Origin of the sequence: Variovorax sp. 160MFSha2.1 (assembly GCF_048305075.1) — a bacterium.
Classification (GTDB): Bacteria; Pseudomonadota; Gammaproteobacteria; order Burkholderiales; family Burkholderiaceae_C; genus Variovorax; species Variovorax guangxiensis.
Genome location: NZ_CP157624.1, coordinates 1,520,640 through 1,547,287 on the forward strand (window position 1 = coordinate 1,520,640; position 26,648 = coordinate 1,547,287).

14 protein-coding genes are annotated in these 26,648 nt (G+C 62.9%); 9 read left to right on the forward strand and 5 right to left on the reverse strand.

From position 1 onward, the window contains the following. The first annotated feature begins 2 nt into the window (after positions 1–2). The 7 genes from ABL838_RS06570 to ABL838_RS06600 are packed head-to-tail and all read left to right on the forward strand — an operon-like array spanning position 3 to position 6,284. Complete coding sequence (locus ABL838_RS06570) at positions 3–1,193, forward strand: flagellar hook protein FlgE (protein WP_418124749.1); 1,191 nt, start codon at positions 3–5, stop codon at positions 1,191–1,193. Further along, positions 1,190–2,158 (forward strand): FliM/FliN family flagellar motor C-terminal domain-containing protein, encoded by a 969-nt coding sequence (locus ABL838_RS06575; RefSeq protein ID WP_418124750.1) that lies wholly within the window; start codon positions 1,190–1,192, stop codon positions 2,156–2,158. The genes ABL838_RS06570 and ABL838_RS06575 overlap by 4 nt, the downstream gene beginning before the upstream one ends. Continuing rightward, the gene (locus ABL838_RS06580) at positions 2,155–2,592 is read left to right on the forward strand and encodes a FliM/FliN family flagellar motor switch protein (protein WP_418124752.1); all 438 of its coding nucleotides are present in this window, start codon (positions 2,155–2,157) and stop codon (positions 2,590–2,592) included. The genes ABL838_RS06575 and ABL838_RS06580 overlap by 4 nt, the downstream gene beginning before the upstream one ends. 57 nt (positions 2,593–2,649) lie before the next feature. Beyond that, on the forward strand, positions 2,650–3,144 hold the full coding sequence (locus ABL838_RS06585) for a flagellar biosynthetic protein FliO (RefSeq protein ID WP_418124754.1): 495 nt from the start codon (positions 2,650–2,652) through the stop codon (positions 3,142–3,144). Continuing rightward, positions 3,141–4,106 (forward strand): flagellar type III secretion system pore protein FliP, encoded by a 966-nt coding sequence (fliP, locus tag ABL838_RS06590; protein WP_418124756.1) that lies wholly within the window; start codon positions 3,141–3,143, stop codon positions 4,104–4,106. Before ABL838_RS06585 ends, fliP begins: the two co-directional genes overlap by 4 nt. A gap of 14 nt (positions 4,107–4,120) precedes the next feature. Further along, a complete protein-coding gene (locus ABL838_RS06595; RefSeq protein ID WP_418124758.1) occupies positions 4,121–5,005 on the forward strand; it encodes a sigma-70 family RNA polymerase sigma factor in 885 nt (294 codons plus the stop codon). A 40-nt stretch (positions 5,006–5,045) separates the two neighbouring features. Further along, positions 5,046–6,284 carry a tetratricopeptide repeat protein gene (locus ABL838_RS06600; RefSeq protein WP_418124760.1) on the forward strand — a complete coding sequence of 413 codons (1,239 nt, stop codon included), beginning with the start codon at positions 5,046–5,048 and terminating at the stop codon, positions 6,282–6,284. Here ABL838_RS06600 and ABL838_RS06605 read toward each other — a convergent pair. Continuing rightward, a complete protein-coding gene (locus tag ABL838_RS06605; protein WP_418124761.1) occupies positions 6,281–6,748 on the reverse strand; it encodes a hypothetical protein in 468 nt (155 codons plus the stop codon). The two genes, ABL838_RS06600 and ABL838_RS06605, sit on opposite strands and share 4 nt — an antisense overlap. Before the next feature lie 48 nt (positions 6,749–6,796). Beyond that, entirely contained in the window at positions 6,797–7,381 is a 585-nt protein-coding gene (locus ABL838_RS06610; RefSeq protein WP_418124762.1) for a tetratricopeptide repeat protein, read from the reverse strand. 175 nt (positions 7,382–7,556) lie between these two features. On the opposite strand from ABL838_RS06610, the gene ABL838_RS06615 reads away from it, so the two are divergent. Next, on the forward strand, positions 7,557–8,672 hold the full coding sequence (locus tag ABL838_RS06615) for a tetratricopeptide repeat protein (RefSeq protein ID WP_418124763.1): 1,116 nt from the start codon (positions 7,557–7,559) through the stop codon (positions 8,670–8,672). On the opposite strand, the gene ABL838_RS06620 is transcribed toward ABL838_RS06615, so the two are convergent. The 3 genes from ABL838_RS06620 to ABL838_RS06630 all read right to left on the reverse strand — a co-directional run bounded on the left by ABL838_RS06620 (position 8,669) and on the right by ABL838_RS06630 (position 25,198). Further along, positions 8,669–9,466, reverse strand: a complete 798-nt coding sequence (locus ABL838_RS06620; protein WP_418124764.1) for a hypothetical protein — start codon at positions 9,464–9,466, stop codon at positions 8,669–8,671. The two genes, ABL838_RS06615 and ABL838_RS06620, sit on opposite strands and share 4 nt — an antisense overlap. 372 nt (positions 9,467–9,838) lie before the next feature. Further along, complete coding sequence (locus tag ABL838_RS06625; protein WP_418124766.1) at positions 9,839–10,261, reverse strand: SMI1/KNR4 family protein; 423 nt, start codon at positions 10,259–10,261, stop codon at positions 9,839–9,841. A gap of 45 nt (positions 10,262–10,306) precedes the next feature. Beyond that, positions 10,307–25,198, reverse strand: coding sequence for a deaminase domain-containing protein (locus ABL838_RS06630; RefSeq protein WP_418124768.1), 14,892 nt, complete (start codon positions 25,196–25,198; stop codon positions 10,307–10,309). Positions 25,199–25,590: 392 nt separating this feature from the next. Between ABL838_RS06630 and ABL838_RS06635 the strand changes: the two genes are divergently transcribed. Next, on the forward strand, positions 25,591–26,628 hold the full coding sequence (locus tag ABL838_RS06635; RefSeq protein WP_418124769.1) for a hypothetical protein: 1,038 nt from the start codon (positions 25,591–25,593) through the stop codon (positions 26,626–26,628). The last annotated feature ends 20 nt before the right edge of the window (positions 26,629–26,648 follow it).

Here is a 26,648-nt window from a genome sequence, read left to right on the forward strand (position 1 = left end):
CCATGCTTGAATCCATCTACGTCGGCATGACTGGCTTGCTCGGCTACTCGCGCGGCCTGCGCGTGATCGCCAACAACACGGCGAACATCAACACGCCGGGCTTCAAGAGCTCCAGCCTCCAGTTTGCAGACATGTTCTATACCGGTGGCAACCTTGCTGGCGGCAATGCCAGCCAGAACCGGGATCAGGTCGGATTCGGCCTGAACACGACCGGCACCGCCATGTCCTTCAAGCAGGGTGAGCTGCGCCAGACGGGCAACAGTCTCGACATGGCGGTGGACGGGCAGGGGTTGTTCGTTCTGCAGGACGCCGAAGGCAAGACCACCTACACCCGCGCGGGCCAGTTCAAGTTCGACGACAACGGCGTTCTCGTCAGCCGGGCCAACGGGGAAAAGGTGATGGGTATGGACAGCAGCGGAGCGCTGGTCGAGATCTCGGTTGCCGGCCAGATGCTGGACCAGGGGCGTCCCACTTCGCGCCTCAAGTTCTCCGGCAACCTTTCCAATACCGTCACCGAACAAGCTGCCGTCGGAACGGTCCAGGTTGTTGATGCAGGCGGCGTGGTTCATACGCTGAGTGTCAAGTTCGTCACCACCGAGGCCACGACTTCAGGCACGACGATGCGGGTTGATTTGCTGGACGGCACTGCGGTAGTCGGGAGCGGGTCCATGGTCTTCATCGGCGGAAAGCCGACACCGCAGACCAGCGTGGTGAACATGACCTATGTGCCCGCCGGCCAGCCACCGATGACGCTGGCATTGGATTTCAGTGCCGACGTTGTGCTTTTTGCCGGCAGTACCACTCTGAAGATGGATTCGCAGGACGGCCTGGGGCCTGGGACACTCAGCGGGACTGCCTTCGATGCCAACGGCGTATTGCGGCTGAGTTACTCGAACGGGCAGACGGTCAAGGGTGCCAGCTTGGCATTGGCTCGCTTCGATTCGCCAGATGCCGTCGCTGCACTGGGCAATAACCAGTTCGAGATGGTGAACAAGAACGCCTGGCACTTCGGCAAAGCCGGCGAAGGCGCATTCGGCAGCGTGCGCGCAGGCCAGATCGAAATCTCCAACGTCGACCTGTCGCAGGAATTCAGCGACCTGGTGATCATGCAGCGCGGCTATCAGGCCAGCTCGCAGGTGATCTCCACCGCCAACGAGATGCTGCAGCAGCTGTTCTCGATGAAGAGCAAATGAACGTCGAATCGTCATCGCCGCTGCTGGATGCCACGGAGTCGGCGCTCAGGGCTCGACCGCTGCGCAGCTGGAGTTCGAAGCAGAAGGACGTTGTTCGCGACCGGTTCGCGGCATTGCATCGCGACTGGAGCGCCGAATGGATGCCAGTACGCGAGGCCGTGTCGACGGCGTCCGATGTGGAGGTCATCGAGCCCGATGGAACAGTGGTGTTTCCCTCGGACGACAGCGCCTGCTGGGCGTTCGCCGCTTCGTCTCGCCGCGCCGCTGGCACGGCGTTGTCGTCCGAGAGTCTCGACAGTTCATTTGCGGCACTCCAGGCCATCGCGAGCCGCATGTTCTTTTTCGACTTGGCCTCCGCGGTTACCGCGCCTGCCTCTCCTGTGATTGCACCCGCAATCGTGCGCGCGGCATGGGCGGATTGGCTGCAGCGCGTTGGCACGCTGCTGGCGGGCTTCGGCCTGACGCCGCAGCGATACAAAGATACGCCCGGCGCTCGCATGGCATCGAGCCCCTGGTCCGGTGCGCTGCTGGTGCGATGGACATGGTGTGGTGGTGTATGGAGCCTGGGACTGCCGTTCGAAGCAATCGCTGCGCTTCTCGGGCCCGAACAGGCTGCAACGCGTACCCCATCACCGGTCTCCGCGTCGCAGGAGCCCAAGGAGCGCCTGGATCGCGCTTTGGCCGGCCAGCAAATTTCACTGCGCGTCTTGCTCGAAGGCGCCGAACTCAACCTGGGGCAGCTTCAGGAATTGCGTCTGGACGACGTCGTTCCACTGGAGCATCTGCTCGACTCTCCGGCACTGGTCGTCGGCTCCGACGGTACGCCTGTCTGCAGCGGCTGGCTGGGCCAGAGCGAAGGCCGCATCGCCGTGGAACTGGCCGCGATGGCCGGTTTGCCGGCACCAGCTGCCGGGGCGGCAGGCGCTGCCCCCAACGCCAATACATTGAAGGGAAGAAAGTCATGACTCAAGCACTGGAAGGCATCGTCGCCGACAACCGCATCGGTGCCGCCAGCACCGCGGCCGAAGGCCGCGGCGAAACCAGGACGCGTGCAGCCGCAGGCGGCATGCCCACCGCGCAGATCATCGCGCTGCCGGATCTGCACCCCGGTTCCGAGGGAAATCCGGGGGAAGCGCCAATCCTCAAGGAGTGGAGTCCGCTTCACCAGATCAAGGCCAAGCTGCAGGTGTGCGTGGGCGAGGCCACGATCTCGGTCGGTGAGCTGCTGGGCGCCAAGGAGAACCAGGTGCTGCGCCTGGACCGCAGCTTCGACCAGCCCGTGGACCTCACCATCGAAGGCAAGGTCGTGGCGCGTGGCCAGTTGGTGGCCGTCGATGGCCACTTTGCGGTTCGCATCACGGAACTGCCTGTTGCACTGGGCTTGGCCTCCCGATCCTGACGGATGAATGCAGTGCCTTGGCGGGAGCGCGTGATAGCCGCCTGCCGGATATTCCTCATGAGTCTTGCCGTTGCGGTGGGGCTGTCGGTCGCCTCGCCGGGTGAGGCTCGGGCGCAGGCCCCGTCCGCCGCGGCCGAACCTGCCCAAGGCAGTAGCTTGCCGGCGAGCATTCCGGTCAAGCGCGAGCAGCCGGGAGAGGCTTCGACTGGAGCGAGCGATTCCTGGTGGATCGTCGTTGTCGTTGTCGTTGTCGTTGCGGGGGCGTTGCTGGCCTTCGCGGTTGTCGCCGCTCGCCGGCGAGCGCGACCCGTCGGGGCCAAGGGACTCTGGTTGGGGCGATTCGGCAGGCTCTTCGACGCGATGCCGTCGCGTGAGATCCAGCGGGTGTCCAGCACGCCTCTGTCGCCTCGTCACAGCCTGCACGTCGTGGTGTGGAATGGACGGCGCCTGCTGCTGGGGTGCACCGACCAGTCCATCCAGCTCCTGGCGGAAGCGCCGGCGGCCTCGGACGCCGAAGAGCCGGGGCCTGCGGAGCAGGAGCGCCCGCAATGAGCTTCGGCATGCAGCAAATCGGCTCGTACGCAAACAAGCATTGGCGCATATGTCTGGCGCTCGTGCTGGTTACCATCGCGTTGCTCGGCTGGCCGGTGAACGACGCCCGCTCTCAGGTGCCGGCAAGCACGGAGGCGCAAGTGGCGCCGGCGGATGCGCCGCAGGCGGTCTCGCCACCTCCGCCTGCCTCGGCTCCTGTGCAGGAGCCTCCTGCGGCTGCGGCCAGCGCTCCTCCCGCTGCGCCCAAGGCACCGGCAGCTGCAGCGAATCCGGCACGATCCAGGACGTCGCCGACGGCCGCCGTCGCTCCAGCTTCGCCTGTTACCCCAGCGACCGAAACCGCACAGGCCCTACGCGTCGTGCTCGGCCTGACGGTGCTTGCGATTCTTCCGGCCCTGCTCGTCTGCCTGACGAGCTTCCTGCGGATCATCGTGGTGCTCTCGATGCTCCGTCATGCCATCGGCATGAACGAGACGCCGCCGAATACCGTGCTGATCGGCCTGGCGCTTTTCCTGACGCTTTTCACCATGTCTCCGGTGCTGCAGAAGGTCAACCACGATGCGTTCGAGCCATTCATGGCGGGCAAGCTGTCGATGGAAGAGGGCTACAGCAAGGGCGTCGCACCGCTTCGTGAATTCATGGTGCGGCAGACGCGCGAGGCCGATCTGGCGCTGATGGTGGAGTTGTCGAAGGCGCCCGTGCCCAGGTCGATGGATGACATCAGCAACGTGCAGCTCATTCCTGCGTTCATGCTGTCGGAGCTGCGCGCCGCCTTCCAGATCGGCTTCGTGATCTTTCTGCCGTTCCTGCTCATCGACCTGATCGTCTCGAGCGTTCTCATGGCGCTGGGCATGATGATGATGCCGCCCACAACCATCGCGCTGCCGCTCAAGATCCTGATGTTCATCCTCGTCGATGGCTGGAGCCTGGTGCTCAAGGCGCTGGTCGGCAGCTTCCACTGACACGGCACGACGACATGACACGCCTGCGTTCGGCATTGCCCGCGTCTCCACCGCCGCCGCTTCTCGACGCGGCGGCGGATCTGCTTGAGAACACGGCAGATGCGCTTCCCGATGCCGGGGATCCAACTGCCGCACTCTGGGTGCGCTGGCGGGACGAGCAGGACGAAACTGCGCGTGAGCAACTGATCTGTCACTACCTGCCCTACGCCCGCATGGTGGCCGCGACCGTCTACAGCCGGCGTACCCACAACGACGTGGAGTTTGCGGACTATCTTCAGTTGGCACGTGTCGGCCTCCTGGAGGCGGTGGACCGCTTCGAGCCAGGGCATAAGGCTCAGTTCAAGACTTTCGCCGCCAAGCGTGTCCAAGGCGCCGTTCTCAACGGACTCACGCGTCTTACCGAGAAGAATCAGCAGATCAGCGTCAGCGTCCGTCTGCGGCAGGAGCGGCTGGATGCCGTCAAGGAAGCGGCTGCAGAGGAGGCCTCTGATGACGGCCGGGCCGGCAGTGCGCCTGCCTCTGCACGCAGCACAGACAAGCTTTTCAAGTACCTTGCCGAAGTGGGTATAGGGCTCGCGCTGGGCGTCATGCTCGAAGATACGGGCATGGTCGATGCCGAGGCATTCGACGGGAATGGCCAGGTACCGTCGGCGGAGGTGAGCTACTTCCGCAAGACCGAGATCGTTCAACTGCGCACGGTGCTGCGCGATCTCGTAAGCCAGCTCAGCGAACAGCAAAGGCTGGTGATACGCCACCACTACCTTCAGGAAATTCCCTTCGACGAAATCGCGACACTCATGGGCGTGACGCGCGGACGGGTTTCCCAGCTGCATCGCCAGGGTCTGACCCGCCTGCGTGAATTGCTGGGCAAGGACGCCCGCTGCGACGTGTCGTGGTGATCTTCTGCTTTTTTGGCCGCTAACCTACATTCTTCATCTCATGACGGACTCGAACGCATCTCCCGCATCCGCCGCGCGCCAGCGTCTTGACCGGCTCGACGGCTTCCTGCGCGAAGACCCCTCCAACAATGCACTGCTGATCGACGCATTCGAAACTGCGCTGTCGTGCGGCGAGTGGGAACGTGCACGCTTTCATCTGAAGCATGGCCAGACGCTGCTCGACGAGCCGCTCGCATGGCGCTTGCGCGAAGGCGATTTCTGGCTTGCGCAGCACCGTTACGACGAGGCGCTCGAGGTCCTAGAGGCGCTGGCGAGGACGCCCGAGCCGCCTCCGGGGCTGACAGAAGTGCTTCTCCACAATCTGGCCTTCATCGAGCTTCGGCGTGGCCGCTATGCGGATTGCGTCAACCGGCTGGCGCCAATGTTGGAAGCGCAAGATGGTGCAGGACAAGGAGTCGGCAACCGGCCACCAGTGGCAAACCGCGCCTTGCAACAGGTCTGGCTGAGGGCACTGCACCACGACGGTCAGCTCGACCGCGCGATGGATTGGGCGCTAAAGACCGAGCAGCAGAACAGTCTCGACGTGCAAGCCGCCGGTGTTGCAAGCCTCATTGCGGTCGACGCATCCGACTTCGCGGCTGCACAGAGATGGTCCGCCGCCAGCCTGAACGATGGTTCGCCGGCAGATCACCCGGTCGAGAGCCTCGTGAGCCAGGCTTCCATCGCGCTGGCTGCGCGAGACGCCGGGCGCGCCATCCAGTTTGCCGATGCAGCCCTGAAGCGACAGCCCGAGGATGGCCGCGCATGGTCGATGCGGGGTTTCGCAGCATTGCTCGCCAACGATCTTCCTGGAGCGCGCGCGGCGTTCCTGAAGGCAGTGGCTGCCATGCCGCAGCACATCGGTACCTGGCATGGCCTGGGCTGGACGCAAATCGTGCAAGGCGATCTCGACGCGGCACACAGCAGCTTCAGCACAGCCCTGGCGCTCGACCGCAACTTCGCGGAAAGCCACGGTGGACTTTCGGTGGTGTTGGCCATGCAGTCGAAGCGACAGACGGCCGCAGAGCATGCCGAGTTGGCCTTGCGACTGGACAAGGCCAACCTGTCGGGGCGTTACGCACAGGCGCTGTTGAGCGGTGAGGTGAAAGATGCCAGCGACGTGCAGCGCTTTGCACGGCGCCTGCTCGGTGGCCGTACCGCCCCGCTGGGCGGAGACATGGGCGACATCTTTGCGCCTGAGGTGACGCCGCCTGCCAGTAGCATCGATAAAGCTGGCTAGCGCTTCAGGGCAGCATTGCTTGCCCCGGGGCCTTTCGCATCCGCAAGCAGGAGGCTTCCTGCTTCGCGCAGCGCCGCATGGAGTTGCGGGTCGCTTTCCATGCGTTCGAGCACGGTGTCGACCATCTGGTCGAAGCCGCGGTCGTCCAGCCGGTCGCGGCCGAATGCTTGAACCAGCACCGATTCCAGAAAAAGTCGAAATGCCTTGCGCTCGCGATGCGGATCGTCGGCTGCGAGAGAACGTACCCGCAGCGCCACCATCTGCTGAAGCTGGACATCGTCGTTTCCGAGTGCGCTGCCCTTGTTCTCGTCGGCTTCGGACGATTGCCCGGTTCTGCCTTTCGCTGCCTGGGAATTGCGTTGGGCTCCCTCGCTGACGGCCGGACGCTCCTTGGTCTGAGCCCGGAATTGCGCCGCGAATTGCGCGCGAATCATCGCAGCCAATTGCGTCGACGGATCAATCATGGGAATGCATGCTGGCAGCCAGTGGAGGGGTTTGACGCAATCGCTGCATCAATGCGGCCGCCCTTGCTGCTGATAGTTGGCCAGAAGCACGTGATTGCCGGATTCACCTTCCGCGTCGTTCGATTGGTCCTCAGGAGCAGCGTTCGCGGTCAAGGCATTGATGCCTGCGATGACTTTTTCTATATCGCCCGACAACGCGCTGTTGGTGGTATTGAGCTCCAGCCCCTGCCTGTAGTGTTGAAGGGCTTCCTCGAAGCGGTCTTGGGCCAGTGCAGCAAAACCACGAACGAAATGCGGCAGCGGGTCGGTGTCGGGCAATTCGAGCAACGGCTGCCAGGTCAACAGCCCCACGCCGGCGCGCCCGGAACTGAATTGCAGCAAGCCCAATTGATATCGTGCCATCGGAAAACCGGGCGCCAGCAAGGTCGCATTGGCAAACGCCGTTTCAGCCTGGCTCATGTCTCCGAGGGCTGCGAATTCCGCTCCCAGCAGAAACTGCGGCAGGCCCGCGCTCGGGTCGGCCGCGCTTGCTTTCTGGAACCATTCGATGGCCTGGGCTCCGTCGTTGGCCTGGCTCGCGCTCATGCCGTTGGACATCAGGGCATCGAATGAAGTCGGGTCTGGGCTTTGCATCTCAAAACAACCTTTGCTGCGATGGCGCAAAAAAGAAGCGCCAAGGATGAGCGGTACTGGCGCTCGCCATCGCATTGTCATGCCTGAACGAGCTTGCCGGACGGAGGCGGAGTCGCTCAAGGGGGCATCGGCCTTCCTGCTAAACAAATCGCAGGAACGCTGGATGACTTGTCTCATGAACACCCGTACGTTGTATCCCCTCGCCACCGCTGCGCCGCAGGTCGAAGCCTCTCCATCGCAGGCAACTGATGTTCCTGCCGAGGCGTTTGCAGCTGCGTTGCGGCGCTCCGACTGGGGCGAGGCGGAGCGTCAATTGCGTGCAGGAGAAAGCCACGCAGGCGAGGGCGCCGAAACCTGGATCCTGCGCAGAAGCGACTGGTACCTTGCGCAGCAGCGGTGGGATGAAGCAGCAACCCACTTGCACGGGGCGCTCGACCATGAAGCCACGACCAGCCTGTTTCAGACCGTGGTGCGCCACAAACTGGCATCGATCGCTTTCATGCGCGGGGATGACGCAGGCTGCGTGGCCTGGCTGTCGCCGCTGCTCGAAGTCGACGGTGTCGCAAACACCGCTGCCCAGGGAGGGCGTGCCCTGGAAATCCTGTGGGTGAGGGCGCTGCATCGTTCGTGTGCGGCAGATCGGCTGCATCGCTGGGTTGCCCAGTTGGACGCCCGTGGCCTGCTTGATCCAGCCGTTGCCGGCGTTGCCAGTCTTGCCAGAGTGGAGCGCGGCGATGTCGCCTCTGCCAAACGGTGGATCGCAATGGGACGGAGCAGGAGCGACACGGTGTCCGCAGAGTGCCTCGTTGCAGCGGCTTACATGGCGATGAGCAGCCATGCCTCCCTTGAGGAGTTGTGCAGGCTGGCCGGCGAAGCCTGTACGAAATGGCCATCCGATGGGCGCACGTGGACGGTGCGCGGGCTCTCCGGGCTCCTGATTGGGGACACGGAGAACTCCATCGCCGATCTGGAGCGCGCCGTGGAACTGGCTCCTCGCCACGCGCCGGCTTGGCGGGGGTGGGGCTGGGCCCAGATTCTGTCGGGAAAAGCGGAGCTGGCGGAGCAGAGCTTCCTGTCTGCATTGACGCTGGATGACAAGCACTCGGAAAGCCACGGAGGGTTGGCTGTAGCGCTGTTTGTGCAGCAGCGGACGTCTGAGGCGCGAGATTCCTCCGCGGAGTGCTCGAGACTGAACGCTGCAAGCCCGTCAGGGGCCTATGCGGAACGTCTTCTGTCCGGAGATCCGCAGGCAGGGTTGAATCTTTCTGAGCTTCTTGCGCAGCTGGTCTAAGTCTCGCTATCAGGCTGCTGTGTCCTGCGGATGCCGCTCGGGCCGTTGCCCTCGTTGTCGTAGGTGTAGTTGACCACGCTGGCGGAGACCAGGTACTCGGCGGTGGCCTGGTGGATGAGGCGGCCGTTGGCGTCGTACTGGCTGAAGCGCCCCTGCAGGGCATCGGTGCCGTTGGTGCCGCGCAGCATGCGGTGCAGGTTGACGTAGTCCGCGCCCAGGGCACCGGGGGTGCTCTGGATGACGCGGCTGGCGCCGTCGTAGCCGCGAGCTTCCACCAGGGCGCCGTCGCGCACCACGGTGCTCAGGCGGTTGAGGTTGTCGTAGCTGTACTCCTCGACGATGTTGCCGGCCATGGACGTCCACTGGCCATTGACCTGCACGATGCGCACGCCCGCGTGCTCGTCGCGGGTGCGGTTGCCGTTCTTGTCGTAGCTCAGCCTGTGGCCCTCGGCGCCCAGCACGCTGCCGTCGGCGGTGGCCGAATCGACCAGCGTCTGGCGGTTCATCTGGTCGTAGGCGAAGTAGCGGTCGGTCTCCTCGCCGCCCTCGATGGGCGTGCCCTGCGGGCCTTGTGCGGTCAGCGCACTGTAGGCGAGCTTGGTGTGGATGTGAGTGCGGTTGCCGACCTTGTCGTAGTCGATGGTGATGTAGGCGTTGGTGTCGGCCACCCAGCGCAGGCGGCCCAGCGCGTCGTAGGCCATCTGGTTGTCCTGGTAGGTCACGCCACCCTGTACGGTGGTCTCGCGGATGCGACGCCCGCCCAGGTCATAGGCGTAGGTCGTGACCTTGCCCACGCCCGCGTCGTCGATGCGCAGCAGCTGGCCGGCCTTGTCGTACGAGTAGCTCAGGTTCTGGCCGCGCGAGTTGGTCTGCTGGGTGAGCTGGCGGGCGTTGTCGTAGCTGTAGCTGTAGACGAAGCGGTCGATGAAGTGATGGAGGCAAGGCCGATACGATTTCGGTGCTACCCAAGATCCAGCAATACCTCGTCAACGAAATGCTGGGGAACGGCGCTGACTCCGCACTGAGCAGTCGACGTCATCAAGGCCGCCGCTTTCACGAACCCCAACATGACGGCTAGAGCAATGAAGGCTTTCGGTTTCTCATTATTGAGATAAATCAAACGCTCACTAAAGATTTAAATTTGCCAATCATGAAAAGTGATCGAATTATTTTTTCTGATGAAAGGCATCTCGATACTGTTGAATTCCTCGGTGAATATATTCGGAAAATGATTCACAAATAATAAAAGGATCACTGCCTCCGTCATCAATTTGATATACGGCTGGGTCGGAAATTTCGTTGCAAAGAAAATAATGGAACTGAAAGCCTTGGTGCGCTCCAAAAACAAACGCTTCGGCAGGGATGGGGAATTTTATTTCTTCGTCCGCCAACATTTCTACAAGCTGTTTTTTTAGTGCTTTTATTTCGGGGAAGAAAAAACTTGCGTCACGCTGATACAAGCCGGCGCCCCTTCCGCACTCTTTCAAAAATTCACGATAAACAGCAGGAAGCGCGACTTGTCCTTGTGCGATTGCCAGTTCTTCTATTTCGGCGTCAGAAATTCCTGCGATGGAGGTTTCTTCGTCCAATCCGGCTGCTTGCAATAATTTTTTAAACATATTCAATGTAACCTCTTAATTAAAGAATGCCTTGCTTGCATTGGCGCCGGATTTCACGAATACGTTTATATTTGGAAACATCTCCTGAAATTGACCGACTACGCGGGAGCATGAATAGCAAACAATTAATTCCGAATGCAAATTGACTGAGCCTGAAACATCTGGAACAACGGCAAGTCGCTGAGGATTGTAGCGTTGCGCAATGGACTCAAAGAGTTTAACTTCTGTATCATACGCCCTATCCCAGCCGACTTCCATTGTGCTAAACATTCGGCGTTCAGGAACACCAATGGTTCCTTTGGGAGTGCTCTTGCCACTTAAAGCAAAGTCTCCACCAATATCACCGTTTATTTGATATTCGCTGTAAGCAAAGTTGCGTTGCATTTTGGCGTTAGATGTTAATCCCAGTTCGATCCGCTTATCAAGCAGCTTCTCGACAGTCGCATAGTATTCAAATTGACTGGAAGCATTGCCAGCTCTTGTGGCCTCGATATTGGCAAGAACTCGCTCTCGCATCGATTGCCGCGCAGCTGTTGCAGTAGCTATCTCCGCCTGAGATACCCCTGCCTTCATGGCTTGTAGCTCGACTCTCGTCGCCGTGCTCGCTCCACCGGTGACCACGGTCGCCGCCGCGTTGATCAGCGTATCAATGCGTCCATCGCGCTGCTGCACCAAGTTGAGATTCTTGCCGGTGGCCGGGTTGTAGCCATCGCGACTGACGAAGCTTGCCCATGCAGTACCACCTGCATGAGCTAACCCGCCAACAAGCTTGCCCGTAATGCTATTGCCCATCACATGCTGCACCTCAGGCGATAGCCACGTGCGTTCCCAGAAGGTAGGCGGCAGATTGGTGATAGTGCCTGTACCAGCACTATTGGGCGCAGGGTAATTCGACAGCTGTGCTGCTTCGCTGATGTCGTACGAGCCATCGTCTTCTCGCGAAGCTGTGACCGTGATCATTGGCAGTGTGGGGCCATCAAGTCTCTGCATCTTCGTTGAATCAGTCTGCTCGCGTATGGATTTGAGCTCGTCTATATTGCGCTGCAATTCATCGACCCTGGCCCGGCGATCTTCCGCCTGCCTTCTGTCCGCAATTCGCTGCTCTGAGTTGGGGTCACCAATGCGAATTCTCAAACTGTCGGCCGTGGGGTCGAATGAATTCACCGGCCCATACCCATCGCTTACCGTTTGTCCAGTCTGCAAGCGCTGTTCTGCGGCCATCGAGAAGCCGTAGTTCTGTCTTGCTGCTGCCGTGCTGCCGCTGGTGCTAGGCGCATCAGCGAAATACCCCAAGATACGCGACCTTTCGTCTGCACTCACTGGCCCTGGAATGCCGCTGTTAGCTGCAGCCAGGCTGTCTCCCAGCGCATTGCCAAAGGCATCCGCAGCCACCTGAGCTGCGCTAATTCTTCCTCCCCGCATTGCCGCTGTGGTCACGCCAGCGGCAAAGCCCGAGACGGCTCCACGCGCAACAGCACCACCAAACTCTCCCAAACCGCTGAACGCAGCAGGACGTACCGGGCCTGCCTGCCCCGCCGGCAAGACATCACCGCTCAGGGCTTGATTTACGCCCCAACCGACGCCCGCGCCCACGGCAGCGGCCGCTACTCCTTGCCAACTGAATTTGTCTTGCAATCCAACCGCAACACCAATGCCCTGGCTGATCGCATTACCCAAGGCAGCACGTGTCAAGGTGACCCCTAAGCCGTTACCCGCGAGGCCTTGCAACGCGGGGACTGCCCCATTGGCAACTGCCCCTAAGCCTCCAGAAATACCCCCGCTGATGGCGCTGAGGGCAACTCCCTTCCAATTGAAGGAGTCCTGTGCGCCGATCGCAATGCCCACGCCTTGGCTGGCGATAGACCCCGCGGCTCCGCCGATCGCGCCGGCTGCCACCGCAACACCTGCGCCATAAGTCCCTCCCAGTGCAGCAAGACCCGCACCGAATGTTGTTGTGCCCGCTGTCACTGTAGCCCCGAGATAAGGTGCAGCAGCCCCTGCCGTAAAGATCGTCACAACTACTGCAACCACCACCATGATGATCTGCCCGATCGCCCCGCATCCCCCTCCCTGGCTCTGCGGCGTCGCCATCATCGTCGGCGAGTCGTTAGCAATCTTGCTCGGGTCGTAAGGCTTGAACGTATTCGCGTTGTTCGCGCTGCTGGTCGCCGCCGGAATGCGCAGCACCTGCCCCGCACGCAGGTCGGCATTGCCGCTCAACCCGTTGGCATCCGCGATCAGGTACCACAGGCTCGAGTCGCCATACGCCCCCTTGGCGATGGTCTGCAGCGTGTCGCTCACGCCCACCGAGTAGCTGCCCGGCGTGCCCGCCGGGTAGTTGCCGTTGATGGGCTGATACCCGAAGCTGAAATCGCTCTGCGGCGTGAAGAACGGGCCGTTCTGCGCCAGCGGCGTGCCGTCGAAGCGGGTGTCCGACAGCAGCCCGTAGCGCCCGAGCACCTCGCCGTTGACCACCATCTGGCGCTGGCCGTTGACGCGCTTGTCGGGCGTGCCTTCATACGCGTAGTAGGCGTACAGGGCGTTGCCGTTGGCGTCGTTGATGAAGTTGTGCGTGCGCAGGTCCGGCTGGGCAGTCTGGCCGACGTCGCCGGTGGACTTCAGGTGGCCGTTGGCGTCGTAGTTGTAGCCCATGATGCCTTGCGACACGAGCGCGCCCGTGCCGGCTTTGGTGGTCAGGCTCACGCTGGCCGAGGTGCGGTAGCCCTCGGCCTTGTCCACCGTGTTGGTGGTGGTGGTGAAGGTGCCGTTGACGGTGTCGGCCACCAGATACGACAGGGCGTTGCCCTCGTTGTCGTAGGTGTAGTTGACCGCGCTGGCGGACACCAGGTACTCGGCCGTGGCCTGGTGGACGAGGCGGCCGTTGGCGTCGTACTGGCTGAAGCGCCCCTGCAGGGCGTCGGTGCCGTTGGTGCCGCGCAGCATGCGGTGCAGGTTGACGTAGTCCGCGCCCAGGGCACCGGGGGTGCTCTGGATGACGCGGCTGGCGCCGTCGTAGCCGCGAGCCTCCACCAGGGCGCCGTCGCGCTTCACGGTGCTCAGGCGGTTGAGGTTGTCGTAGCTGTACTCCTCCACGATGTTGCCGGCCACGGCCGTCCACTGGCCGTTGTCCTGCACGATGCGCACGCCGGCGTGCTCGTCGCGGGTGCGGTTGCCGTTCTTGTCGTAGCTCAGCCTGTGGCCCTCGGCGCCCAGCACGCTGCCGTCGGCGGTGGCCGAATCGACCAGCGTCTGGCGGTTCATCTGGTCGTAGGCGAAGTAGCGGTCGGTCTCCTCGCCGCCCTCGATGGGCGTGCCCTGCGGGCCTTGTGCGGTCAGCGCACTGTAGGCGAGCTTGGTGTGGATGTGAGTGCGGTTGCCGACCTTGTCGTAGTCGATGGTGATGTAGGCGTTGGTGTCGGCCACCCAGCGCAGGCGGCCCAGCGCGTCGTAGGCCATCTGGTTGTCCTGGTAGGTCACGCCACCCTGTACGGTGGTCTCGCGGATGCGACGCCCGCCCAGGTCATAGGCGTAGGTCGTGACCTTGCCCACGCCCGCGTCGTCGATGCGCAGCAGCTGGCCGGCCTTGTCGTACGAGTAGCTCAGGTTCTGGCCGCGCGAGTTGGTCTGCTGGGTGAGCTGGCGCGCGTTGTCGTAGCTGTAGCTGTAGGTGGCGCCGCCGATGTCGGTGTGGCCCGTGAGCTGGCCGAAGTAGTTGTAGCTCCAGGTGGCAAGTGCGCCGTTGGCGTCGACCTCGGCGATCTTGCGGTTCATCGAGTCGAAGGCCGCGCGCTTGACCTGGCCCAGCGGCTGGGTGGTGCTCACGAGGTTGCCGCGCAGGTCGTAGGCGTAGCGGATGGTCTCGCCTGCGCCGTTGGTCTGGCTCAGCTTGCGGCCAGCCTGGTCCCAGGTGACGGTTTCGACAATCTGCGCCGTGCCAATGACGGAAGGACCGAACGACGTGGCCCAGCCCCAGATGTCTGCGGCCATGCGCGTGGTGGTCAGCAGCCGGCCCACGTTGTCGTAGGTGAAGCCGGTGGAGCGGCCCTCGGCGTCGACCGTGCTCATCTTCTCGCCGAAGGCGTTGTAGCTGTGGGTGATCGTGCCGCCGTCGGCGTTGAGTTCCTGCACCAGGTTGCCGCCGGCGTCGTACACCTTGCCCTGGACGTTGCCGTTGGCGTCCTTGACCGCGACCTGGCGGCCCAGCTTGTCGTAGAACAGCTGGGTGACTGCTTCGCCAGTGCCGTTGGCATCGGGCTGCCTCTGCTCGACGAGCTGGTTGTTGGCGTTGTAGCGGTAGGTCGTGACCCAGCCCGCCGAACGCGGGTCGCTGATGGAAATGACGTTGCCCCAGCGGTCGGTGTTCTGGTTGACGACCGGGCGCGGCGAGCCGCTGCTGCTGTCCTGCCAGATCGCCTGGCTGCCCGGTGCACCGGCGGTGTTGTTCTCGCTCACGGCCGAGCTGCCCGGTGCTGTGGTCACGGTCGCCGCGAACAGCGGCGGCAGAGGCGGGATCACATAGCCGGGTGTGTAGGGCGGCGTGGTGTCCGTCACCGTCGGGGCGGGGGTAGTACCTGGCACCCAGACGTCGACCCAGCGCCATTCGGTTTGGATCTCGACATAGGGCACCGCGGTGACCACCCCGTTCACGATCTCGTAGCCCTTGCCGAGCGTGGTGGCCGGCCCCGATTCGTTGCCGTTGCTTGTCGGCACCATGACCGGCGGACCGTAGATGGGGCTGCCCGAGTGTTCGCTGATGATGAATTGCGATGGATCGGGCGGAGTGACGAGCTTGGGCACCTGCACCCAGACCGTCTGCGGCTGCATCTGGGTCTCGTAGCGGGTCTCGTAGATGATCTCGCCGGCCGCGTCGCGCTTGTAGACGGGCGTGCTGCCGACTTGCACCTGGTAGGTGTAGGGCACCTGCACGTACTGGGTTTCGTAGCGCGGCTGGTAGCCGATGATCCTCGGTCTTTGGACCGGCACCTGGACGGCGTAGGTTTCCTGCTGCCAGCCGGTCTGGACGATGACCCAGTCGTAGACCGTGCGGTAGCGTGTTTCGTAGACAGTGGAGTACTGGATGTTGCCCCACATGTCCCGCTGGTAGATCGGGTTGCCTTCGTCATAGTAGGCAACGATGGGTGGGCCCTGCACGGCTACCTGATAGGCCTCGACGCGCGGAACCTGGACCCAGCCATAGGCCGGAACCGTTCGCTGCTGGTACTGCGTCTCGTAGATGGTCTCGTAAATGATATTGCCGGCTTCGTCGCGGTCATATATCGGGTCAGTGCCCACCTGCACCTGCACGGGCACCGTCTGCGTTCCCGTCCGAGTCTCGTAGACGGGCGTGGTGATGATGTTGCCGGCCTCGTCCCGCTCCGGTACCGGGTCGCGGCCGACGGCCACCTGCACCGGCACCATCTGAGTGACCTGCACGGCCTCGTAGGTGTAGTACGGAATAGCCTTCACAGGGCCATAGACCACCGGACCCGATTCGTCGCCGCCGGAGATGATGTCGCGCCCGTAGCCCTGGCCGAAGATGGGTTGGCCGTTCGCGTCGGTACCGATCACCACCGGTGGGCCGTAGGTCGGGCCGGAGCCGGTCCAACCGATGATGTGGTTCGCCGGATCATCGGGCGTGATAGTCACCGGCTTGGGGAACGGCGTCAGCGTGGGAACGTTGTGCCCTTCGCTCGTGGGGCTGACGACCAGCTTGCCGGTTGCCTGCGCCACTGGGTTTTCCGTGCCGAGGACATTCTGGGTAACGAGCACCTGATACTCGTAGTTTCCAGGTGCCAGGCCGCCGATGTCGACCTCGCGGTTGCCTTTGATGATCGATTCGTCGTAGCTGACGTTTCCGCCGATCGGCAGGGTGAGCCATTCGCCGCTGCCCTGCAGACGGTAGCGGAACGACATGCTTTCCGTCGGCCCGAGGTTTGTCGCCGGCCATCGGATGACGGTCTTGGTGGTGGTGGGGCCACTGTTCGAGGACTCGTCATGGTCACCGCCCGGGCCGACCGTGACGGTGGCAACCTCGACGCCTGGAATGACCGGCAGGTTCACCGGCGGTACCCAGCGGGGCGGCTGGAAGCCCGTGCTGACGACCTGCCCGGTCGCATGCGCGTAGGGCACGCCTTCGCCGCTTCGGACCCAGAGCAGTTCGTAGTCGTAGGTTCCGGCCGCGATGAGCGAGAGATCGACGCCGTCCTTGCCTTCGCCGCGGGAGCTGACCACGCGCGTATCCCAAGCGCCGGTGCTGCCGGCTGGGCGGATGCGGAAGACCTGGTCGATGCCGCTCCCTGGCGACTGCCACGTGAACAGGCCCAGGCCGGTGACGCCGGTCTGGTAGAAGCCCATCGGCGTATCGATCGACTGCAGGGGTGGTGACGTCAGGTCGATGCGGCCGCTGCCGATCTGCGTGGTCACGCCGATCGCCGTGGTCATCAACGCCCGGTATTCGTAGTTGCCCGCTGGCAGGCCTGCCGCGTTGAAGCGCAGCACATTGCCGAAGTTGGTCAGCCCGACCGAAGCCCAACCCGAGTCGCCGCTGCTGCCGGCCGGGCGGATCTGCAACTGCACTGTCGAACTTGGGTCGTCCGGCGTGTCGATGTCGATGACCTGGCTGGCGTAGCCCAGTGCGCTCTGGTCGGAAATCTGCTGCCAGTTGCCGTACAGGTCTTTCTTGTAGAGCGTCAGGCGCGTGACTCGGCTGATGCCTCCGTTGCTCGCAACCGGGTCTTGCCACGTCAGCGTGACGCTGTCGGAGCCGTCCGGCGCGTTGCTGATGATCTGCGTGCGGCTGCGGAGTTCTCCTCCCGCCACGGACTGCGGGTTCGTGGGTAGTGGATTCGTCGACTCGTCGTTGTTCGTGCCGCCCCCGACGATCCAGGTCTGGGTCGCGTACTCCATGACGACCTTGACGTCGCCGGCACCCAGGCCATGCAGCGCAGACCAGGACAGCGTCACGGAATTCGTTCCCTCCCATGACACCGTATCGGTCGATTCACCCGTAGTCTTGTGGCTCGAACTGCCGATGATGGCGCTGGTATATGTGCGGCTGCTTTTGGGGCCGGTATTCAGCTCGTCACGATTCGGGCCCACTGTCTGCGTCACATGGCCGAGCGCGTCATACACCGTATCGGTGCGGCGCACGGCGCGCCAGGCAAGTTCGTCCGGCCGCTGGAACGAGCGGAGATTGAGGTTTTCGTAGGCCGCGCCGTAGCTCGTGAGCTGCGCGGTCTGCTTGCCCTGCAGGTTGTAGAAAGCCACCTTGTCTACGCCGTCACCGGAGTTGGTGCGCCAGATATGGCCTGCGTTGTCGTAGTCGAAGTACTCGCCCTCCACGCCATTGACGCTCTTTCGCGTAACCTCGCCGAATGCGTTGTAGGTGACGGCGGTATCGACGAGGCCGGCCTGCGCCTGGCTCACGGTGGTGATGGTGGAGCCGTTGAGCTGGCTGGTGGACGCTGGGTCGAAGATGTGTGTCTGCTGCCCGAGCTTGTCGTACTGATAGACGCGGAACATGGTGCTGGAAACACCATTGCCGTCGGTGACGAGCTGCCACTCCTTGGCGACATGGCCTTGTGCGTCGTACGAGCTGTAGCGGTTGACGCCGTTGGCGTCCATGCTTTGCGTGACGTGACCCATGCGGTCGTAGGCCGCGAACGTGGCGCGATCGGCCGCGTTGGCGCCCGCCAGCATGTAGCTGGTGTCGTTGGCGCTTGCAGCGCCGGCCGAACGGGCGATGGTGACCACGGCGTTGCCGTAGGCGTCACGCAGGAACTCGGTCACCGGCGTGAGTGCCGTACCGCCGGCAATGCGCACGGGCGCGGCCACGGCGCGAACCCGGCCGAGTGCGTCGTAGTAGCTGTAAGTGCTCGCGCCGTTGGCGTCGGTCGTGCGCGTCAGATTGCCCACGGCGTCATAGCCGTAGCCGGTCACGATGTCGGCACGGCTGTAAGTGCCGTTGGCGCTGCCGCTGTACTCGACCGACAGGCGGGTCTCGGCCGTCTTCCGCCCGCCGAGGTCGTAGGTGTAGAGCGTGGCGCGGTCGTCGTTGCTGCCGGGGGCGACCGGCGGCGTAGCGCTGGCTGCATTGGCGTTCCAGCCGGCGATGGCGGTGGCGTATTCCTTGTGCAGGACCATGTTCCCGGCGCCGTCGAAGGCTTCGGTGGTCAGGTAGCCCAGCGCATCGACCGTTGCGATCTTCTGCCCGCGCAGGTCGTAGTAGTTGTTGGTGCGGATCCACTCCTGCGTCTGCGCGTTCTTCAGCTCCGCCATCTGGGTCAGATTGCCGAACGCGTTGTAGCGGTTCACGGTCGTCTTGCCGGCCGTGAAGTACTTGACGGCGTCGGCGGCGCCGGCGTCATAGGAGAAGGTCTGAGGTTCGATGACCTTCGAGACACGGCCCGCCTGGTCGTATTCGGTGGTCAGTATCCGGTCGGAGCCGTGATCGATGCCCGCGGCGTTGACCGCGGCGCTCACTTGCGTCGTGCTGAGGCTGGTCGGGCTCCCGCTCGTGAGCCCCGTGGCGTTGGCGAAGCGCACAAGCTCCGTGACCTGGCCCCAGGCATTGCGCTGGTAGCCTGTGACGAAGCCGAGCGCATCGACTTCGTAGCGCACTTGGCCAAGCACGTCGTAGGTCTTGTAGCTCATGTTGCCGGCAACGTCGAGGTTGCTCACGGCATTGCCGAAGGCGTCGTAGCGGGTTTCGGTGAAGAGCGCCTTCAGCACCTCGGTGCGACCGCCAAGAGCGGCGTTTGCGGGGTTGTCCGCGTAGACGCCCACTTCCGGGAAGATGACCTTGACCTGGTGGCCGACGGTGTCGTACTGGTAGCTGGTCGTGCGCTGTTCGGGGCGGCCGAGAGCCTCGGTGCGCGACAACAGGTTGCCCAGCGCGTCGTAGGCCATCCGGGTGACCAGGGGGGTGGAGCCCGAGTGCGCACCATCCACCACGAGGTTGCCCGTGGCATCGGTCGTGACGGCTGTCATGTCCACCGCCGGAGCCGTTTCCTGCGTCAGGCGACCAGCCGCGTCGTAGTCATAGGTCCAGGTCGAGCCCTTCTTGTTCGTGAAGGAGATCTTCTGGCCCAGCGCGTTGTACCCGTAGCTTTCGACGAAGCCCAATGCGTCGGTGCTGCGCAGCAGGCGGCCGGCTGCGTCGTAGCTGAAGCTGTTGCTGCGATCTTCGGGGTGGGTGACTATCGCGGCGGCGATGGCGGCCGAAGTGCCACGTTCGCCGGCCGGAATCGCCAGCGCGTATGCGGTGCTCTGCGTCAGCCGTCCGAGCCCGTCGTAGCTGTTGTAGGTGACGTGGCCAAGCGAATCGACGGTGTATTGCAGGCGATTGCTCGCGTCGAATGTGCTCGACGTGACGCGGTCGAGTTGAGAATTCGCAAGCGAACGGACGTCTGCGTAGCCTGGAATGAAGGGCGGAGCTTTCGACGAATCGAGTCGGGTGGCGTATTGCACCGTGCGGATGCGATTGCCCACGCCGTCGTACGTGATTTCGGTGGCGGCACCGGTCGGATCGATGCTGATGACCATACGGCCGGCCACATCGTACGCGGCGCGTTCCACACGGTCGGCTCCCAGGTTTGGAGACGCGGATGACTTTATCTGCGCAGAAGTCGGTTGACTGTTGATGGTCGGCGGAGCGAGGCGGGACGCTAGTGTCCAACGCATGAGCACGTTGCCGTTCTTGTCGTAAGAGATAGAACTCAGTGTGCCGAGGGCATCGATCGAGTAGCTCAGGCGGTTGGCTGCGTCATACACCTTGTCGGTGATGCGGTCGCCCGCGCTCGGGGCAACCGAACTGGGGAGGGCAGAGCTGGAGATCGCCGTGGCGTACTGAATCTGCTTGATCAGATTGCCATTCTTGTCGTAGACCTGCTGCGTCACGGCGCCAGCGCCATCGGCGTGCCAGGTCAGCCTGCCTGCGCGGTCATAGACGAAGCGGTCGTGGGCATCGCGGGTCGCATTGGCGATGCCGGCGATGGCGTCCGCGATGGCCGCTGCGGAGCCAGGCGTGCTGACCGGGATCGGGGTGGCATAGCCAATGCGTTCGAGCACATTGCCGTTGCCGTCGTAGCTTTGCTGGACGACTGCACCTGTCCCGTCGACCGTATAGATCGTGCGACCCAGTTGGTCATAGACGAATCGCACGCGCTGGTCATGTGCCGCGTCGGGAACTGGCGCGGGCAGGGTGCCGGGTGTCCAGCCTTGAACCGGGACGCGCGTGGCATAAGCCACGCGTTCGACGACCTTGCCGTTGGCGTCGTAGCTGAAAGTGACCAGGTCGCCATCGCCGCTGATCGTGGCGACGAGGCGGCCGTCCTTGTCGAACACGCGGCGCTCGGTGCTTGCTCCACCTGCCTCGCTGGGCACGCGCGAGGCGATCTGCTGGAGAGTAGGCGCTGCGCCCAGGCCAGTGGTGTCGATCGGTGTCGCATAGGCCACCGTTCTCACGATGCGGCCTTCCGCGTCGTAGTCGTTGCGCTTCAGGTTGCCGAGCGCATCGAACGTGAAGACGAGCCGGTCGTCGGCATCGTAGACGTAGCGGCGGACATTGCCGTTCGCGTCGGTGTCGCTCGTGAGGTTGCCGTTCTTGTCGTAGGCATACGTGCGACGGAGATTCAGCCCGTTGGGGTCCAGTCGCTCCTCGATGCGGCGACCGAGGTTGTCGTACGCATACTTGGTGAGCGTTCCACCGGGACTCAGCACGCTCAGCGTCTTGCCGCGTGCATCGTAGGTGTACTCGGTGACGAGGTTCAGCCCGGCCGGGTCCAGCACCTGCCTCAGCAACTGACCCTTCAGGTCATAGACCATTTGCGTCAGCTTGCCGTTCGCATCGGTCACGCTGATCTGCTGGCCCTTGGCGTCGTAGGCATATTCCGTGACCAGGTTCAGGCCGTCCGGATCGACGGTGCGCTTGAGCAGCCTGTTGGCGGCGTCATAGGTGAAGGCGACGATGTTGCCGTTCGCATCCGTAGTCTGCACGAGCCGGTTCGAGCGATCGAACGCGCTTGATGTGGTGGTGAGCGGCGTCGTGGTCGTGAGCAGATTGCCGCTCTTGTCGTAGCTGAAGCTCGTGGTGTTGCCATTGCCGTCGATCACCCGTTGCGTCTGCCCGTGGCGGGTATGCACGGTAGTGACGGTGATGTTCTCCGGGGTGGTCACCGAAACGCTGCGCAGCACCTTGTCGTAGCTGTACGTGGTCGTGTTGCCCAGCGCATCCGTCTGGGTGAGGACGCGCCCGAACGCGTCGTAGCTGGTGGAGCGCTGCGCATTGAGCGGATCGACGGTCACGACCACGCGGCCGAGGCGATCGTAAGTCTGGGTGCGAGCATTGCCGTTCGCATCGACGATACGCGTCGCGCGCCCGAAGGCGTCGTAGACAGCACTGGTGATCGCGTTGACGCCGGAGGCGTCCGTGACCGTACCGACGACGAGGCCGCGACGGTCCAGCGTCTGGGTCTGCACCAGGTGGCGACCGTCGCCGATGGCCTGGTCGCGGCTTTCCTCTTCGCCGAACGCGTTGTAGGTTCGCTGCGTCACGTTGCCCAGCGCATCGGTGCTGGTGGAGAGTTGGCCGCCGGCGAGGTAGGTGAAGCTCTGTCGGCTGTCGAGCGCGTTGTTTGCGATCGCGTTGATCGCATTGGTCAGGCTGACGGTGACAAGCCCTCCCGACAGCCCGGCCACGCTGATGCGGCTGCCGTACTGGATGCTCGCGGTGAGTTGACCAAGCGTGTTGTATTGCTGCTCGGCGACTTCCCCCAGGGCGTTGACGGTATGGGTAAGACGCCCGTCCAGGTCGTAGAAGAACAGGGTCTTGTTGCCATATGCATCCGTGGTGCTGACGCGGCGTCCGGCTGCATCGTAGGCATGGGTGAGGCCGTACTGCGCCCAGATCGCATCGATCTGGGCCTGGGTCTGCCCGCCGACGAGAAGGGCGCTTCCGACACCGCTCAGCTCGCCGGTCAGCCGGCCCTGGATGTCGTAGCGAGCGCTCAACGTGCGTGCTTCCGACGTGCCTGCTGCGGTCGTGGTCGAAATCAGGTTGCCGACGCTGTCGTACGCATACTGCGTGACCGTGCCTTCGTAGTTGGTCTGCTGCGAGACGCGGTTGAGCTTGTCGTAGACGACAACGGTCGAACGGTCCTCGGGCGTGGACGAAGGGCGGATGTCGGCCACGGTGGTGGCGGCGGAGATCTGCGCGAGCAACGTGGCATTCACGCGCGTGGCGTAGCGCACGGTCTGCGTCACGTTGCCGTTGGCGTCATAGACGCGCTCGGTCAGGTATCCCTCTGCGTCAATCTCCGCGACGGTGCGGCCCTGCGCATCGTGCAGCCAGTACGACTTCTGGTCGCTGGCATTTGCCGCAGGGACGAGTTGAGCCAGCAGGCCTGTACCGCGCAATGCCGGATCGGTCGGGGTCGCGTACGAGGTCTGCCCGATCAGACGTCCCGCGCCGTCATAGCGCAGTTCGCTCAGATAGCCTTCCGCATCGAGCGTGGCTCGCAGAAGGCCGTCGGCATCGTAGAAGTTGCGGGTTACCCGGTCTTTTGCCGGGTCCAGGGGAGGTTTCGTTGCCGCGAGCGCGGGCGTCGATCCGAGGTTCGACGTATCGATGCGACCGGCGTAGCGGGTGATCGATGTGACCCTCGACGCGTCGTCGTAGGCGGTGTCGGTCACTGCACCAGAAGCGTCGATCGTGCGCACCGCGCGTCCAGCGTTGTCGTAGATGCGCCAGGCATGCTGGTCGGCCGAACTTTTTGCCGGCCTGAAGTTGGCGAACACCACCGGCACGTGAGTGGTTGCAAGATTCTGCAGTGCCGTCGTCAGCCCGGGCGAGGGAGTGGCGTAGACGATTGTCTCCACCAACTGGTTGTTCTGGTTGTAGACGTACTCGGTTACCCTGCCGGAAGCCGAGACCTCCGCGTTGATGCGACCCATGGCGTCGTAAACCGCCCACATCACTGCGCCAGTGGCATCTATCGTCTGGTAGGGACGGCTTTCTCCGGCGTTGTAGACGTAGGTCGTCTTGGAGAGAAGGGGGGTCGAAGTGCTACCTTGCTGCACGCTCACCAGCCTGCCGTTGCGGTCGTAGGCGCTCGTGGTCACAAGCCCGTTGGCCCGCGTCACGGTCGTCTTGTTGCCGGCGTCGTCGTAGCTGGTGACGGTGACGTTGTTCAGCGCGTCCTGGACGGACAGCTGCCTGCCCATCCCGTCGTAGGTGTACTGTGTGGTTCCGTCGGTGGCGCTGACGGTGCTCAGCAGTTGGCCGGCACGGTCGTAGACGTAGTGCGTGACAGATTCGCTGCCGTCTGCGATGCCGTTGCCGGAGGCATCGACTTTGCTGAAGACACTGATCTGCTGCACCTGACCACGTGCGCTGTAGACGATGTCGGTGCGGCTCGCGAGCGTGCGGTTCTCTCCGCCGACCCAACTGACCATCTGGGATTCGGAGGGCGTCGCAACGGGGCTCATCGCCGAGACATCGAAGGTGCCGCTTCCATATTGGAGGCTGCTGACCCGCTGGCCGTAGCTGTCGTAGCGATATTCCGTCACCCGGCCTTCCGGGCTCAGAACGAAGCGCAGCAGATTTCTGCCCGTGCCCTCGTACACATAACGGGTGGTCAGAAGTTGCGCGGGTGGCGGAAGTCCCAGGCCGTCCGGGTCGGGTATGAGATGGACGGTTTCGGTCAGCAACTGGTTGTGCAGGTCGTAGGTCCGGGTGATCGTGTTGCCCGCGGCGTCGCGCTGCAGCGTCTGGTTGCCGTTGCCGTCGTACTGCATGTCGACGGCATGACCTTCGCCGTCGACGATCTGGATCAAGTCGCCATTGGCGTTGTAGGCAAAGCTGGTCGTCTGGGTGATGCCATTGACGGCGGGTGCTTTGATCTGCAGCAACTGTCCACTTGCGTCGTAGGTGTAGGTGCTGACCCGGCCCTGCGAATCCGTCACCGATGTGCGGCGATTGGCCGTGTCATAGCTGTAGCTGGTCGTGTTGCCTTCACCGTCCTTGACAGTAGCGACCTTGTAGTCCGCACCGACCTGCACGTACGTGAAAGCCAGGCTGGAGCCGTCAGTCTGCGTCACCGAGGCAATGCGGTTGCTCGCACCATCGTAGGTGTAGGTCGTGACGTATTTCGCGCCATCGGCCGTAGAGCCATCTTCGGGGCTCAGGTCGACAGTGACGCTCGAAAGCCTGTTCGAAGCGTCATATGCGTAGTGCGCGCGGGTGACTGTCTTGCCGATCGCAGTGAGGGTCCGGATTTGCGCAAGGTTCGCGCCGACGTAGTCGAAGTAGGTGATCTCTCCGTTGGCATTGGTGAAGCTCTGCGGCGTGCCGTTCGTGTTGTAGGCCAGGGTGACGGTGTTGCCACTCGGATCTGTGGCAGAGAGGAGGCGGCCTTGACCGCTCGACTCATAGCGTTCGACCATGCCGGTTGTGCCGTCGGTCCAGGTGAAGCGCCCGGCCGTTGCGTCGTAGGCGATCGTGTCAAAGGCGCCCGAGCCCGCCGAACTCACATAAAGGTTGCGCGTACTGTCCCAGGTGTAGGCGGACTCCGCTCCGTCACGGTCGGTCCGTGTCAACACACTGGAAGCTGACCCAGCAGTCCCGCTCAACTGGATCTGCTGGCCGAACACACCGACTCGCCAGTTGTCGCCGTTGTCGTCGTTCAGCAGCCCCTGGCTGTTGTAGGTGCGTACGGCCCCAATGTCGAGACCTCGGCCCTCCAGCCGGTCGTCGAAGTCCTGCAGAACCAGATTGCCCGTGGCGATGTTGACGAAGGCTTGTTCCCCGTTCCGGCCTTGACCGGCCGTCCCGAGTGTGCCGCGCTGTCCCAGCGTAGCCAAAGAAGTCAGACTGAGACCAAGACTGTTGCCGCTGACGATCGCTACCATTTTTGTGTCCGTCTATCCAAAAAAGATGCGAACCGTGATCACGCAGCCTGCTCCGGGCCCGGTTCATGACGAATCTTGGGCAGAGCCCAGGGCCATCCCTGGTGGCCGCCAATCGCACTCGGGACGAGGGTTGGCGCACGGTTCTCCGCAATACATCCATCGCTGGAAAAATTTGTTTAGCTTTTTTCCGGAAGGGCACTAAACAAATCCTTGGTCGACTGGATATGCTCTACAGAAGGGGTCGCCTGCAGGGCTGCTGCGTTTGGTGCGAAGCAGCGAAGCAGTAGCGCAGTCGTTGGAGTTCTGAGCAGAGAATGGCGTATCTACTTGTCACGTTGAATCACTTCAGGGCCGTGCAGTCTTGGGCACAGCGCGCTGGGGCCCAAATCAACTTGGACGTTGCGAACTTCGAGTTGGAGATCAAGGTTCGCAATCGAGTCTATGTGTTGTATCCGCAGTTCTTCGCTGTACGCGATGACGGATTCAGTCATACGCCGGTGCTGTCGCCGGCAGCCGAAGGTTTCATCGGTTGGTTGCCCTACAAACCATTGAGCTGGGATCTGGCTTCTGAGAAACTGGCGTTCAAGCGTCTTCTCGAGCAACGCGGAGAGTCGACGCCGATGAGCTGGCTCGACGCTGGCCATGTTCCTGAGGACTTTCTTTTGAAGCGTTCCCGCGGTTCGTTCGGCTACGACCTGTTCGGCCCTTATGCCGCTGGAACAAATCTTGCCTCTGTTAAGGCGGTAGCTGGTGCAGGCAGATATCCAGAAAGCACCTTGTTCGCGGAGCAATTCGTCGCCGGCGAGAATTTGAAGGTATGGTTTTGGGGAGTGCGGCCTTTTTATGCGCATCTGCACCCATATCCAGTGATCGAGGGGGATGGGCAATCATCGGTCGCGGCACTGATTGACCGTAGGTTGTCGGTAGTACAGCGCACCTTCGACACGTCGCCAGATATGCTGGTTACCCGGTCGGTCCTGGAGTATCAGGGAATACGTCTCGATGATGTGTTGGCTTCAAGGCAGAAGGTCTGGCTAGACTACCGCTACGGGCGCCGCTATTCGCGCGATCCCAAGTCTGTCGAGGAAGATAACGCCCTTGGTCGACTTCCGGCGTCCGCGCGGGAGCAGATCGCTCGATTGGGGCAGACTTTGGGCGAGGAAATGATGCGCAAGCTGTCCGCCCCAGTTCTTTATTCGGTCGACGGCGTAGTGGATGGGCACGGCAAGGTCTGGTGGCTCGAGATGAATTCGAATCCGGTGATGCCTCCGCCAGGATATCCGCTGATGTTCCAGGATCTGTTTGGTGTCCCCGCGACCGAAGAATCCCCCACGCGCACGGCGCTTGCAAGGGGGGCTTTACCCTCTGGACCGCGAGTATCGCAAGGGATCGCAAGTGAGCAGCCTGCGCAGCTGGCAGTTGCACAGTGACGCAGACAGCGGTTTTTGCA